General features: G+C 49.8%; 8 protein-coding genes and 1 riboswitch. Of the genes, 4 read left to right on the forward strand and 4 right to left on the reverse strand.

Annotation, left to right across the window (positions count from 1 at the left end):
- Positions 1 to 859: 859 nt before the first annotated feature.
- The 4 genes from EKM75_RS08135 to EKM75_RS08150 all read right to left on the reverse strand — a co-directional run bounded on the left by EKM75_RS08135 (position 860) and on the right by EKM75_RS08150 (position 11257).
- On the reverse strand, positions 860 to 2911 hold the full coding sequence (locus EKM75_RS08135; protein ID WP_125693626.1) for a collagen-binding domain-containing protein: 2052 nt from the start codon (positions 2909 to 2911) through the stop codon (positions 860 to 862).
- 764 nt (positions 2912 to 3675) lie between these two features.
- The gene (locus EKM75_RS08140; RefSeq protein WP_125693628.1) at positions 3676 to 5925 is read right to left on the reverse strand and encodes a MucBP domain-containing protein; all 2250 of its coding nucleotides are present in this window, start codon (positions 5923 to 5925) and stop codon (positions 3676 to 3678) included.
- A gap of 579 nt (positions 5926 to 6504) precedes the next feature.
- Positions 6505 to 8631 carry a KxYKxGKxW signal peptide domain-containing protein gene (locus EKM75_RS08145; protein ID WP_125693631.1) on the reverse strand — a complete coding sequence of 709 codons (2127 nt, stop codon included), beginning with the start codon at positions 8629 to 8631 and terminating at the stop codon, positions 6505 to 6507.
- A gap of 520 nt (positions 8632 to 9151) precedes the next feature.
- Positions 9152 to 11257 (reverse strand): MucBP domain-containing protein, encoded by a 2106-nt coding sequence (locus EKM75_RS08150; protein WP_225426684.1) that lies wholly within the window; start codon positions 11255 to 11257, stop codon positions 9152 to 9154.
- Positions 11258 to 11666: 409 nt separating this feature from the next.
- Positions 11667 to 11772, forward strand: a riboswitch (TPP riboswitch).
- Between the two features lie 60 nt (positions 11773 to 11832).
- Between EKM75_RS08150 and EKM75_RS08155 the strand changes: the two genes are divergently transcribed.
- The 4 genes from EKM75_RS08155 to EKM75_RS08170 are packed head-to-tail and all read left to right on the forward strand — an operon-like array spanning position 11833 to position 15027.
- A complete protein-coding gene (locus EKM75_RS08155; RefSeq protein ID WP_125693635.1) occupies positions 11833 to 12585 on the forward strand; it encodes an ABC transporter permease in 753 nt (250 codons plus the stop codon).
- Positions 12582 to 13586 (forward strand): ABC transporter substrate-binding protein, encoded by a 1005-nt coding sequence (locus tag EKM75_RS08160; protein ID WP_125693637.1) that lies wholly within the window; start codon positions 12582 to 12584, stop codon positions 13584 to 13586. Before EKM75_RS08155 ends, EKM75_RS08160 begins: the two co-directional genes overlap by 4 nt.
- A 3-nt stretch (positions 13587 to 13589) precedes the next feature.
- The gene (locus EKM75_RS08165) at positions 13590 to 14327 is read left to right on the forward strand and encodes an ABC transporter ATP-binding protein (RefSeq protein ID WP_125693639.1); all 738 of its coding nucleotides are present in this window, start codon (positions 13590 to 13592) and stop codon (positions 14325 to 14327) included.
- Positions 14317 to 15027 carry a TatD family hydrolase gene (locus tag EKM75_RS08170; protein ID WP_125693641.1) on the forward strand — a complete coding sequence of 237 codons (711 nt, stop codon included), beginning with the start codon at positions 14317 to 14319 and terminating at the stop codon, positions 15025 to 15027. The genes EKM75_RS08165 and EKM75_RS08170 overlap by 11 nt, the downstream gene beginning before the upstream one ends.
- Positions 15028 to 15399 lie beyond the last annotated feature (372 nt).

The following is a 15399-nucleotide window of genomic DNA, read 5'->3' on the forward strand; positions in this document are numbered from 1 at the left end:
GGGGGTCGGCTGTGGGGAACGCCTGCGGCCTGAAAAACGGTCCTCCGGCTCGACTTGAAACCGCACTAAACCCGTGCGTTTCCAAGCTCGTCCCGTGCTGTAGACTCGATAACCCCCGAGTCAACACCACCGTCACAGCCGACCCCCACCCTGACAACCTCCGGCTACATTGAATTCGTTGGTACACTGACAAAAAGACAAATGATTCCACTTCAAACGATACCTGACAAAAACTCTCACAATGTCAATTAATACAGAAATATACGTAACTGCAAGAAAGTATGCACAAGATTCTTCCAATTTATAAATACTCAAATAACTAATAATAGTCATTAACCAGGCCGCATTATAACAAATTCACTCTCAACAAAGCACATCAACCAACAGACATCTACTGAAGTTCAATCACGTATCGTAGCCGCAGGTTGCCAGGAGTGGTGTCAGCTGTGTCGATGGTGTTAAGCTGGGCGCTTGGGCTTTCCCAGCTTTACAGCATGGGGCGAGCTTGAAGACACGTTGGGTTTTACGTGGCTTCAAGTCGAGGCGGGAGACCGCCTTTTGGCTCACGCCGGCCCCCACAGCTGGTGCCACTCCTGGCAACCGGAGGCGGCCAACTTTACACCAAATGTGAGCTTGAAATCACGTTGGGTTTTACGTGGCTTCAAGTCGAGGCGGGAGAACGCTCTTTGGCTCACGCCGGCCCCCACAGCTGGTGCCACTTCTGAAAGCCGGAGGCGGCCAATGGCAACAAAAAACGTGAACACTTTTCTGAGTGTTCACGTTTTTTATATTCATTTAACTTGTCGAAACGTGTGCCAGCAGGCAGCTAGCTCCGCTTAACCGCCTTCTGACTCACTCTTTAGTTGCGACGTTTGCGTCGAACAACCGCGGTTCCCAGCAAACTCGTTGCCAGTGCCAGTCCTAAGACTTGGACCCAGTTGCCCTTGGCTTCACCAGTTTGTGGCAAACCATCGGCCAAGCCGAGCGCTGCCAAAATCTGTTGCCGAACGGATTCCAGTTGTGCAACCAATGCCGTGTTACCTTCAGCCCGTGCCTTAGCAATCGCCGCGTCGACTTGGTTCAGGAGTGCTTCTTCAGCGGCCGTATTGCCTTCTTGTTCGAAGTCGATCAGGTCATCCTCAAAATCTTCTGCCATGTCTTCGGTGTACTCTGGGTGTTCGTGTTCGTAGGTCAGATCTTCATCGCCACCATTGGCTTCTTCACCAGGTTCTTCAGGTGTTTCAACGTCTGGTGTCTCAACGTTTGGTGTCTCAACGTCAGGCGTTTCCGTGTCAGGAACTTCGATATCAGGAACTTCGGGTTCAGGATCATCAATGTCGATGTCGCCATCTTCATCCTCATCACCCGTATCCTCGTCTTCCTTGGAGTTATCCTGCAGATCCCACCGGTGGGTTTCAGCCTTGACGATCACCTTGTCCGCAATGATGTTCCCATCAATGTTTTGGTTAGCGATAACCGTTGCGGATGGTGCCAAGATACTACCCTGGAATGGTGCGTTGATGTTGATATCACCGGTAAATTGTTTGTCACTAGTGGTGCTGTCGTAGAAATTCCACAACAGATGGTTGTCGCCAAAGTGTTCCGTTTCTTGGTTATCCCGGTCACTACCATCGCTGTATTGAATCTTGATCTGCGAGTTCACCGTGTAATCTTCGGCACCACCAGTATCCACGTTGATGATAATCGTGGTCCCGGTATCCTCAGGGGACAAGCCTTTGATGGTCAAAGGGGTGTTTCCAGCCAAAACGTCCGACGACAGGTTGATGACGATGCGATTGTCAGCATCTGGCTTCAAGTCACTGACATCGATGACCCGGTTGTTTTGATCGGCGAAGTCACTAGACGTGTAGCTGGCCTCGCTCTTCCGGTTAGCTAGCGACTCATTGACCTGCTTCAATTTGGCAAATTCTTCATCAAAATCAATGTAGGTCTGCCCCATCTGGTCTTGATAAACTTCGGATGACAGCAGGTGGTCAATGTAGGTCCCGTTGACCATTGGCCGGTTAGGATTGCTGACGTCAATTTCCACACCCTGACCAAAGACGACCTTGTTGACCCGGGTATCCCCGGCAGAAACAAAGGAACTGCCAGCAATATTGGTGATGTTCTGTATGTAAGAAATATCTTTGTCCAACAGTTCTTCAATGATGTTCGTCCCAAAGTTGACGTTCCCAATCAGGTTTTGAACGGCAACGTTCCCGTTGGTGTGGGTGTTTAACTCGGCTTCGCGAGCAAATATGTGGAATTGTGAAGAGACTCCCAGGATGTTATTCAAATCAGGATAGTCATCGTAAACGCTCCCGCCGGCCTGGATACCCTCGGCACCAGTTGGCGTCAACGCCGTCGTAACCGTCGTTTGGTTGGCAATCTTGGCCAATGCCTTAGTTAAGGCTGCCCGGGCTTTGGCGGCCGCCGCAGCTTTGGCAGCAGCTGTCTGTGTACTGGTACTGTTAGTCGTAGGAGTAGTGGTGGTCGTTGATTGATTCGTCGGTGCCTTAGCGACCGGCGCGGACTTCAGTAAACTAGCACGAGACTTTTTCATCTGGTTGTTGGTTACTTGTGAGCCATCTTGCTTAGAACCAGTAACTTTATCTTGATCAGAATTAGACGTCTTCTCCTGGTCAGTCCCCTTATCTGAATCGCTCTTTTGCTGATTGTCTGCCAGCTCTGAACCGGCTTTACTCTGATCTTGGGCCGACTGGTCCTTGTCCCCAGCAGGATCCCCGTTAGATTCACCAACCACCTTCGATGATCCATCCGCAGCAGCTGGCTGGGTATCGGCCTGAGCCGTTACCGTGGCGCCAGCGCCTAAGGCTAGAATTGTGGCGCAAGCAAAGACCCACTTACGGCCTGCCTTATACATCTTAAAATGCGTCCGTTTCATTTCCATATCGAATTATCCCTACCTTTCGCATTAAAGTCCGTCTTCATTTTCTCTCTCTCACGGAGAACATTCAACATCAAATGGAAATTATTTTGATTAAAAACTACTCAATGATGTGGTAGTTTACCACAATGACAAATGTGGTTAGAAAAGATAAAGGGATTTGTCATGCTTCCCCAATTTTGCCAACTAAATTTCAATATAATTTCAGTAATTGGTTATCCACCAGACAACCTTTCAATATGACGTGAAAAACCAGCTATCTCTGAGAAGCTGACCCCTAATTAAAATTTCTGATTGGTCCAATTACAGACTGCTTACCAGTGACTGTCAGCTACACAAACAGAAACTACCTTTAAAATAGCGAACACTATTCATATCGGTGACGTCAGGACAGTTAGAATCTGTTTTGAACTCAGAGGCTACTTCCAGCATGCCTGGCAAAATTCTCAAAGAATCTACAACTTAACAAAATGACTAATCATGATTAAGCCACCAGGCCTACACGTTCAGATTCAAGTGTAGCCGCAGGCAGCCAGGGATGGTACCCACTGTGTCGACGCTGTTGGTTGGTGTTTTTAGCCAGCCTACAGCGTGGGACGAACTGGAAACCTTGGCGGGCTTACCAAGCAGTCGAGGATAAAGACCGCCCATTGGCTTTATCCGGTCCCCACAGTGCGGTACCATCCCTGGCTGCTGGAGGCGGCAATCATATTTAAGGCAAAACAAAAGGGCGGAAGTAATCTCCCACCCTCAAACACAATTTAAATTTAGTTACGACGCTTGTTCTTAAAGCCAGCTAAACCAAGACTGCCAACCAATACGGCCAAGCCAGCGGCGACAACACCAGCAACAGATTTGTCACCGGTTTGTGGCAACGTCGTCTTCGCAGCGGCCTTAGCAGCTGGTTGTTCACCTGACTTAGAGCTAGCTGCTAAGTTAACCTTAGCGGCCGCTGCACCCTTTTGGACACTAGCAACAGTTGCCGTAGCACCTGATTGGCCGCCCTTGTTAACGACTGCAGCCGCACTGCCGGTAGTTGCTGTAGCAACAGGAGCTTTTGGATCTCCATTTGTTGGGTTAGCTGGAGCAATCGTAGCACCATCGCCGCCGTTAGCCAGCTTGTTGTAGCTGAAGGTAACCGTTGACCCATTAGCTGAGTACGTGCCACTGGCAACACCAGAACCTAAGACCTGGTAGCCATTGATTTTATCAGCGGTGACGTTGTACGTATCGCCGACGTTCCCGGTTTGAACGCGTTGACTGATAACCTTGCCATCTTGGTCAACGTTGACGATGGTAACCGTCCCCGTCGTCGTTCCAGGCGTTGGGTCGACTGGATTAACTGGATCCACCGGCGTAACCGGTTTGACCGTCTTGTCGTTCGTCAACTGGAAGGTGACGTAAGCAGAGTAGTTAGAACCGGCAGGACCGTTAACCACGATGGTGTAGTAGCCATCCCGCGTGTTGGCGTTGGCAACCAGCTGGTCACCCTTGATGGTCACGTCACTAGCTGCATCGTCCATGCTGGCCAGATCCGTTTGTGAAGTTGGTGCCGTTGCCGAGTAGTTAACGGAAGCAATGGTTCCCTTCAATGATGGGTCGATGACGTTAGTTGAATCATACTTAAACCCAATACCAGCACCCGTTACTGGATTGAAAGTGTAATTCCCGCTGTTAACCGTGACAGGTTGACCAGTGAGCGTTTGATCTTGAGAGTAGTACGTCTGTTGTGCAGTTGGCACGATTCCCACTGTGAGGTGGTTGTTCCAGGAACTAAGCTGATTGTTTCCCATGCTTGGCGCTACGACATCCCCACTAAAGTTGTTGTACGCAATGTTGACATCCGCGTTAATTTTAGCAACGTTCTCCATGCCACCGCTCAACTGGTTATATGCCAGGACTAAGATATCTAGTTTTGGCAAGTAACTGTAATCTGGAATATCGCCAGTCAACTTGTTGTTCCACAGATTCAAGCTTTGCAAATTTAGATTGTTATGCAAATCTGGTAGCTGACCCACCAAGCCGGCACCATCAAGTGACAGAAAGCTTAAATTAGGATTCTTGTCAAAGCGACTCTGGATAAATTGATCTGGCGTCATGTTCCAGTTAGCTGGGGCATCATCTGGGTAGAGCAACTGAAAGCCCGTCAAGTTTGGTGCAAACGAGAAGTTAGGAATCGTTGCAGGGTCAACGTCAGCATTCTCCAAATCAACGTTAGTTAAACCCGTAAAGTACTGTAAACCGGTCAAATCTTTAATTTGCTCTTTTTTATCCGTGCTATTAACAAGAATATCATTCAGTGAAACCCGGAAACCAGTCCATGCGTAAAGTGACCAGTCTTCAACCGTGTAGCCGGTCCACTGTTGTTCAAAGGAAGCTTCAAGCGCGTGCCGTAAAGCTGAATCAGGCATCCAGACCGATGCATCAACACCCTGAATCTTAGAAACATCGGTTGGCAAGGTAGGTGCAACGACGGCGCTATCCCGTAGTAAGTTAGCCCGGCTAGCAACTGGAGTCTGAGTCTCTTTAACGTCTGGAGTCACTTGAACGTTCTGCTTAACGTCCGTTCCCGGTTGAACAGGTTCTTCAGCAACCTGCTGCTTAGGCGCTTCTTGTTTAGGCGCGACCTTTTGCCCATTGCTTTGGTTTACTTGTGATTGGTCAGTAGGTTCTTGAACATCTTTTTGCCCAGATTGTTCACCGAGTGATTGATTGTCTTTTTCATTGGAAACGTCATCATTTTCCTGACCAGCAGGTTGTTCCTGTTGCTTAGCCGGTGCTTCAGAATCGTTTGGTTGTTCACCCTGTACACTGCCATCAGAAGTAGCGGCCGGTTCACTCACTTTGGCAACCGGTGCAGCATCGCCAGTATCAGTGTCCGCCTGAGCAGAAACGCTGATACCAGCCATGCCAAGTCCTAAGCCCAACACAGTCATGCAACAGTAAACCCAGTGTTTGCCTGCCTTGTAACTCTTGTAATGTTCTTTAGTTTCCCCTAAAACTGTTTGATTCCGCATGATTTTTTCCTCCTCGTGAAATGTGTGATTCCCTAGTAACCGCCTGTATCATCCTGAGGGTGGTCTTTACAAATAGTATGTACGCGTCTATTTAATCAGTTATCTTTCAGTGCTCTTTACCACATTTTTGTTTATGTGGACAAAGAACCTTATGACTTCATTATAGCCCGATAAATATTTTTTTCAATACGAATTATAAATATCCATAACAAAACTATTAAAAAACCGTTTCAGGGGCCAAAAATGGCGGGGCACCAGCTGATAACCGTTTAAGTCAGCTATCAAAAAACGACTGCCAGCTTGGCTAAAAAATGACATTACAGAATGTTAGTCACAGCTGGTACGGTCTTATGAAGACTGTTATAAAGCCAGGCAGTTGTCATTAAAAAAGAGAAAAGTAAATACATTCTAGATTTTACAAGTCAGCTAAAGGTGGCGTCCTCAAAATCAGGGACGTCATTTTTTCATTTTCTAAGCAATCGGAGCTGTTCTGGTAGTTGATCACCTGTATACACAAGAAGGCCCTGAGATTTTTCTCTCAGGACCTTACAATTCTATTCTGCCTTTAGTGATTTTAAATTAGTCGTTCTTCCGAGACTTAACACCCAAGCCTAAGGTAGCCAACAGCATCGCGATGCCAGCAACAATAGCACTAGCTGTACTCTGTTCGTTCGTTTGTGGGAGGGTCGTCTTAGCTGCTGATTGGTTAGCAGTTTGGTCACTGGCAGTAGTGCTGGTCTTGGCAACCGTTGCTGCTTGACCACCGGTCTTAACGGCTGAAGCAGCCATCTTAGCAACCGTCACCTTAGCCGCCTGTCCGTTGGATTGAACGACCGCATTCTGATGGGAACCGGCCTTTTTCGCAACCGTCTTAACGACTGGTTGGTCAGCTTCATCGATAGTTGCGGCATCCCCACCAGTCGTAACAACAGGTGCGTCGGTGTCAGTGGTTGCGTCAACTGATGGCGCAACGACGGCTGGTTGATCGACGCCCGGCATCGGGTCAGTCGTCGTGGTGGTCCCAGTACCGGGATCAACGACGGGGGTTTGGTCGTTCTTGATTTCAAAACTAACGTAGGCAATGTAGCCACCGTATTGACTCGTGTAACTGCTGTTCCGGATGGCCATATAGTAAGTCCCATCTGGGGCATCTGCGTTGGCAACAAGGTTGAAGCCTAGCTTATTGGTTGGGTCTGCTTCGACCGTGAACCAGCTCGTGGCATTCTCTTGCTTGCCTTCCCAGGCGAGTAAGTCCGTCATCGCAACCGTGTCATCGGGTGCCCCGTAGGTGATCCGGACGCCCTTAGAATACTGGGTGAGGATGATGGGGTCGCTACTAAGTTGACCGGTCTTGCCGTCTTGGACACCGCTAACCACGTTCGTGATAGGGTCAAAGGTCCGGTTCTTAGCCGTCAACGTGTAACTCTTGCCGTTCAAGAATTGGTAGTAACTGTAGTTGTTGATTTGAGTTGAGCCGTTGTAACGGTCCAACATCCCGGATGAAAATTCGTTGTAGATACCATAGAACATACCGGTAAAGTTGCTGAGGTCTGGTAAATCACCAGACAGCCGGTTGTTGTTAATGTACAGGTATTGGATATCTGGCCAGTTGCTGAGACTTGGCACACTCCCAGTCAATTGGTTGTTCGCCAGGTTCAGGTTGTTCAAGCTCGCTAAACCGGCAATTCCGGATAAGTCACCGGACAAGTTATTGTTCGCCATGTTTAAGTAGGAGAGTGCGGTGTACCGGGACAGGTCCGGAATCGTGCCAGTCAAACCAAAGTGGCTCACGTCCATGCTGCTCAACTTCGTATTTGACGCGAGGTAGGTGTTGAAGAAGCTAGCCACGTCCTTAGGCGTTGCCGTCCCATTTAGACTCCCCAAGTCCAGTTGTTTCAGGTTAGGCGCAAAGGAAAAGTCGATCATTTGGTCTGCTGGAATGTCGTAACCGTAATCGAAGTTTTGTAGATTCGTAAAGTACTGAAGGCCTTCAAATTCTGAAGGCATTGGAATCGTGCCACTGTAGTTACTGGTGGTCAGCGTCGTGGCATCTTCAATGAACTGATACAAGTTAGCGTCGGTAATCTTAGCCCACGGTGCAGACTTTTGAACAACGTTTTCCACCCAAGTCCGCATTGCTTGACTTGGCATCCATACTGAAGCATCCACCCCGTCAATGCTAGGCTTAGCAACTTTGGCTAAGTTAGACCGATCAACTGCTAATTTAGATGCTGGCGCACTCATTAGCTTTGGCGCTTGCTGCTTATCATTTTGGACAGGTTCCTCGGTCTGTTTTGAGCCATCCTTGGTAACCGATTCCTGATCACCTTTTTGAGCTGCGCTTTGAATTTGTTCGGGTTGCTTTTCAGAAGCAGCTGGTGCGTCTTCTTTAGGGGCCTGATCTTTGGATGGCGTAGCCGGTTCTTGTGGGTCTTGCTGCTGACCTTTAACGCCACTGACATCATTCGACGTCTGGTCTTTGGCCTGATCATCAACCACACCAGCCGGCTTAACAGTGGAACCCGCATCCTGCTTGACAACGCTGCTCTGCGCAGCATCGGTGTCAGGCGTGTCCGCTTGGGCCACGCTAACACTGGCCAGACCCATCCCTAAGGCCAAAACGGTGATGCAGGCGAAAACCCAGCGTTTGCCTGCCTTGTAACTCTTGTAGTGTTCTTTGGATACTCCCTCAACTTTTTGTAACATAATGCTTCCTCCTCAGTGTGAAGTCCTGTATCGCGTCCTAGTAAGCGCATACATTAAACCGGTCATAGCCACTTCATGCTTTTGAAGATTAACGATTGTGAGCGTCCCTAGTTCGCCACACATTTGATGAAGCGGATAAATTTCTTTATGACCCTATTGTAACGCGTTCCAGATAAATATCAATAGAAACTGTAAATGCTTACAACTATTTATTTAGTTGGTTTCACGACCTTACCAATCAGTTATCACCTTTCAGGGTAACCGACCAAGAATCCTTGTAATTGCGGAAATTGACGGATATCAAGTCAAACCGTTTTACTAATTTTCGAGGGTATACCAGTACTGGAAACTGATCTAACTTTATACTGGCATCCGTCCGCGTAATCGCCAACTATGATTGCTCTTCAACTGACAGTAAAATCCGCAAAGCGATGGTTTATACTATAACTAAAAAGTAGGCTTGCTTCAAACAGCAAGCCTACTCCAATCACACAAGTCGTATTCTGGGTCATTTGCTAGTTTATTTCGTCCGCCGTCGGAATCCTAACCAACCACCCAAGCTAAGCAGCAACGCCACGCCCCACCAAGGTGATGTTGACTGGTCATTAGTCTGCGGTAACGTGGTCGTTGCCGCTGTAGCACCTGTTGGTCCAGTCGCTGCTAGCGGCTTAGTGGTCACAGTTGCCCCCTGACCACCGGTCGTAGTGCCACTCCCACCAGGTGTTGACGGCTTACCCGGTTCTTCAGGTCCCGGTAAATCCACGTCTGGATCATCAACATCTGGATCAGTCGTCCCCTCATCTCCATCGCCGCCGGTCTCAACAGCTGCATAGATGTAGGTCACATTGAGGTCTTCTTCACCGAACGTACCACTGGCATTGGCTGGCGTCGAAACCAAGTGATAGCCCTCTATTTCCAAAGCTTCAGTCGTGTAGGTCGTTCCTGGTTGACCAGTCAGCACCTTATCTGCCGCCACCGATTGGCCATTAGCCAACTGATAGTGGACGGTCACGGTGGTATCCGCTACCGGGGTCACCACGGGTGGTGTCACAGTTCCGCCGCCATCCTTCTGATACACGTAGTAAACGTCAATAGCAGTATCGCCGTATTTGCCGACCGCATTTTCAGGGGTCTTCAACAGGGTATAGCCCTTAATCGTCTGGGCCTCCGTCACGTAGTCATCGCCCACCATCCCGGCAGGTAACGTCACGGCGTCTGCCAAGTCCTTTCCCGCTTCGTCCTGATAGTGGACCGTCACGGCCGCTGCCTTGTCCGCAATCACATACGGTTGCACCACGGCAAACTGGTAGGTCCCGTAAGAATCGTTTCCGGAGGCGTTACCCGTCATAAAGTAATACTCCTCCATCGGAATCACGTTAACACCAGGATAAGTGGTCCCACCAGGCTTCTGATCAGGAATTTTTGTGAAATATAGACCGCCCTGACCGTCACTCGTCGCCGTGCCTCCCGTATTATAAATGCGGTAATACAGGCCGTTGTTAGCAAAGGACACGGGCTCACCCACGATAGCTGTCGCCGCAATCTGAACAACGTTGCCATCGATTGTGGTAAACGAAATTTTTAAATGGCCCTCCCGCAAATCAGTATCCACATTGACCGGATTCAATTTCACAAATTGACTGCCCGCGTGAAATGTCGTATAGCGGTTTCCTTTCAACGGTGAAAAGTCCTGAACGTGGTTAAACGCCATCAATAGAGTCTTCACGTTCGTCAATCCGGCTAGCGGGGTCACGTCTTCAATCCGGTTATGTTGCAGATCCAAGTAAGTTAGCTTGTTAAGCTTAGCCAGTGGTGTCAAGTCAACCACATCCCCGTAGTAATAGCCCGGGTTCTGGTCCAAACTACTGCCGAGGCTCAGCCGAGTGAGGTTGGTAGCGTACTGGAGGCCCTCCAGAGAAAATTCCGTTTTCCCATCAATATACGTGTTGACTTTCCCTTGAATGCTGAGTGTCGTCAATAATAGCAGGTCTTCCTGCGTAATATCAGCAACGCTGCCCCAGGACTGGCTTGGATTTTGACTACGTAACGCGGTTAAAATAGCTTGCTGTAGAATCTGGTTTGGCATCCACTCATCAATTGCCAAAACTTTTGCTTGATGGTTCAGCTTAACCGGTGCTGCTTGGGCCACCTGGGCTTTAACCAATTTCACCGCTTTAATGGTGGGATCAGCCCCCTGTTTAACCGTGGTGGGCGCCGTGGCTTCAGCGGAAATCGGTACCGCCGTTTCCGGTTCAGTTGTAGGCTTTTCCGGCGTTGCAGCCGGCTGGGCGTCTTTCTGATCAGTCGGAGTCTCTGTTGGTTCAGCAACCAGCACTTCATTTGTGTCAGCGCTTTCATTTTCTACCGAATCAGTTGCGCCCGGCTCTTCTTCAATCGTCTCTGCTGGCTGCTCCGCGGTTGCTGGATTCAGCGTTACGGAATCTGCCTGCACGTGCTGTAGGGGTGTCGTAGTTGCCGCAGTCTCAGCGTTCGTCCCCGCCGTTGTGTCTGCCTGAGCGGTCTGGCCACCAGTGACGGCAACGGCCAAGCCCGCAGTAACCACAGTGGCCCAGACCCAGCTGCGCCCCTGTTTCGTCAACGTCCAAGTTGTCGGTGTGTCGTTCATTTTACGCACGATAATCCTCCTCATTCGGTTGGCAATTGTCCTACATACAGTTGTGAAATTTAGTGATGCCCTAGCAAAGATCTCGGCTGTTTTGATTCATCCCCATTATAACTGGTCCTCCGTCATAAAGCTAGTATATAGTGAACAATCAATACCATTGTAGCAACTATAAATCAGTTGATGTAGAATCTGTTTCGGTGGTTAAGTTCTTGGCTTACCAGCGTTTATAACTATTTTTATATTATCTACCGCCAGTTGATTATTCAATCATTTCCCATGTTACATATTTTTAAATGTGGTAAAGGCCCGCCCTACAAGGTTTGTTTGGTCATTTCTCGAACGATTCCCTTAGATATAAGTAAATTAGGTTGTCCCACCCCTATTCCCATGCTACACTATGTCCAACTTAAAAAAGTTTCTGGGGATACCGTCATACGGCACGAGAGTAAGTTGTGAACTTTGACCCATCGAACCTGTCAGTTAACACTGGCGTAGGGAGAAACGCACGGATACTTCATCTTGCGGCGGCGATTTCCCCCGAGATGAAGCTTTTTATTTTGTAAAGGAGGTTATTTATGAAACGTAAGCTATACCCGTTAGGAAGCTTGGTCTTACTCCTAGCGGTCTGGCAAGTGGCGGTCACGTTGCTTAAGACACCGGCCTTCATTCTACCCAGTCCCGTGGCGGTCGTCCAAGCACTAGTGGCCGATGCCAGTGGCCTACTAACTAATTCTTGGGTCACACTCTACGAATCCTTGATTGGCCTAGTCATCGCCTGTTTATTAGCCTTTGGGACCGCGCTCGTCATGGACCGTTGGCAGCTACTGTATCAATCCTTCTATCCCTTACTGGTTATCTCACAAACACTGCCGGTCATGGTTCTGGGACCACTACTGAGCCTCTGGTTTGGCTTTGGCATGGCCCCCAAAGTCATCCTGGTCGTGTTAATGAGCTACTTTCCCATCATCGTGTCCTTCTCGGAGGCCCTGGGTAAAGTCTCAAAGGAACAGATTCGGTTCCTACAGACCATGGGCGCTAAGGATTGGCAAGTCTATCGCATCCTCAAGATTCCACAAGGCATGCAGGGCTTCTTCGCCGGTCTACGGATCGCCGCCACCTATTGTGTGAGCGGTGCCATCATCGGGGAATGGCTCAGCGCCGAAGCTGGGCTAGGATACTACATGATTCGGGTGAAGAACGGGTATCAGATCGACAAGGTCTTCGCCGCCATTTTCTGCGTTATCGTTTTAAGTTTAGGACTCAACGTAGCAACGCGTAGTTTGCAAAAATTATATTATAGAACATTAATCCAAGGGAGATCATCATGAAATTATCTAAACTTTGGCTACTGGTTCCGGTTCTGCTCTCACTGACCGCCTGTGGCAACTCCAAGAGTTCATCGTCCGTCACTAAACCCGCTAAAAAGTTGACTGACGTTTCAATTGTCCTCGACTACGTTCCCAACACCAACCATACAGGGCTCTACGTGGCCAAAGATAAAGGCTACTTCAAGGACGCCGGCTTAAACGTTAAAATCATCGAACCCGGCGACAACGCCACCAGCGTCGGCATGGTCGGTGCCAACAAGGCCCAGTTTGGGGTCAGCTATCAAGAAGATGTAACTTACGCCCACGCAGACGGCAAGAACATCCCCGTCAAGGCTATTGGAACGGTCATCAAGCACAATACCTCCGGCTTCGTTTCTAAGAAGTCCAGCGGTATCACCTCACCTAAGGACTTTGTCGGCAAGACTTACGCTGGTTGGCAGACACCAAGTGAAGAGGCCGTGTTGAAGGCCGTTATGAGCGAAGCCAAGGTCAATCCGAAATCCTTGAAGATCGTCGGTACCACCGGTGATGGTCCTAAGAGTCTCGGGAAGAAGAACGACATCCAATGGTGGTTCCAAGGCTGGGACGTTATCCGGGCCAAGGACGACGGCATCAAGATCAACTACATGCCCCTCCGTCAACTGGACAAACGCTTAGACTACTACACGCCCGTCATCATTACGAATAACACCCAGTTGAACAAGGATCCTAAGCTGGTCAAAGCCTTCATGAAGGCCACGAAGAAGGGGTACCAGGACGCTATCGCCCACCCGAAGGCCGACGCCAAGATTCTACACAAGTATGCCAAGGATTACGACCTGAAGTTCCTTGAGGAATCCCAAGCCTTCCTGTCCAAGAACTACACGGACGACGCTAGCAAATGGGGCCAAATGGACAGTAAGGTCTGGAACAACTACACCGGCTTTATGAAGGAATACGGTCTGATCAAGAAGACCATCCCAGCCAGCACTCTGTACACCAACCAATACGTCGGAGGTTAGCCTATGGCGATCACACTGGAACACGTTGGCCTGACACTAGATGACCTAGAGATTTTAAACGACGTCACGGCCACTATCAACGCGGGCAGTTTCGTGTCCTTGATTGCACCCAGTGGCGCCGGTAAATCGACCCTACTAAAAATTCTAACCGGCCTGTTACCCATTTCGACTGGTTCAGTGGTGGTCGACGGTCAACCCATCACCGGGCTGAACACCACGTTTAGTTACCTCCCGCAGGAAGATATGTTGTTACCGTGGCTAAACGTCGACCAGAACATTACGCTCTACCAACGGATCAACCATCAGGCCGTGGATCAGGACCATGTGACGGACCTGCTGACCCTCTTTGGATTGGTCGCCTACCGCCACTTCTTGCCCCGACAACTCTCCGGTGGCATGCGGCAGCGGGTCGCCCTGCTGCGAACCATGATGAATCCAGCCAACTACCTGCTCTTAGATGAGCCGTTTGGCGCTTTAGACGCCATGACCCGCGGACTGATGCAGGATTGGTTACTCAGCCTGCCAACGGCCTTAAAACGGACGACAGTGCTAGTGACCCACGACATTGAGGAGGCCATCTACCTGTCCGACCGTATTTTAGTTCTATCGGCTCGCCCGGCTCACGTGGTCCAGGACATTTCACTGACACCCGCGACCCGTGACCGAGAGTGGCTGGCCACTCAGGCCCCGCTGAAGACTGAAATCTATCAACTCTTACGGGAGGATTCCGATGTTAAGTGATGCCCACTGCCACCTGGCAGGAAGCCGGGAACTGGCCAATCTGCAACAACAAGACCAGATTTTAACGATCATCAACTGTCAGTCACCCGCCGAGTGGGAGGGCAACACGTTACTCACCGGTGCTCACCAACACTTGAGTTTCGGTATTCACCCCTGGCAGGCCACGGACTTTCGCTGGCCGGAAGTCACTCCCTACCTGGAGAAAACTGCCGTGGTCGGCGAAATCGGCTTAGACAACGTCTGGACGGACGTGAACCTGCTGGACCAGTCGCGTGTCTTTGAAGCCCAACTCCAGTTTGCACATGACCACCGCAAGCCCGTCATTTTGCACACAAAAGGGTGCGAACGAGCGGTGCTCAAAACCATTCAAAAGTATCCCAATCGCTATATGGTCCACTGGTACGCCACGAAGGACTATCAACGTGACTACATCCGTTTGGACTGTTTCTTCACGATTGGCGTGGACGTGCTGACCGACCCAGCAGTGGCTCAGTTAGCCCAGGATGTCCCGCTGAACCGGCTTTTGATTGAGACGGATGGTTTGGAAGCCATCCGTTGGGCAGGGGATACCGAAGCCACGGTGGCCGATTACCCCCACGTGTTACACCGGAGCATCCGGGCCGTGGCAGCATTACGGGGAATGGCCGCGGACGAACTGGAGACCCAGGTCTATCGGAATTTAGAGGCGTTTCTGGCTTAGTGATCATTGAAAAAAATGCCGCCTCCAGTGGTCAGGGCGGGCGTCTGCTGTGAGGACCGCCTACAGCCAAAGTACGGGCTTTCGGCTTAACTTGAAACCGCAGAAATTCACTGCGTTTCCAAGCTTATCCCGTGGCGTAGACTCGGAAGATCACCGAGTTAACGCCACCGACACAGCCGCCCCCCCGCCCTGACCACTTCCGGCTACACAGATATTGATGTCACACAGCCTCAAACTAGCAACTCAAAAAAGTGGCCCCAGTAATCAACAACTGATTACTAGGGCCACTTTTTATGGTTCTATGATATTTGGTGTTGATAGAGAAATCTATCAACACCAATTTTTTGTATAATAAAAGGGGCACACTGCCCC

The sequence above is a fragment of the Levilactobacillus tongjiangensis genome (assembly GCF_003946345.1).
In the GTDB taxonomy this organism is placed as follows: Bacteria; Bacillota; Bacilli; order Lactobacillales; family Lactobacillaceae; genus Levilactobacillus; species Levilactobacillus tongjiangensis.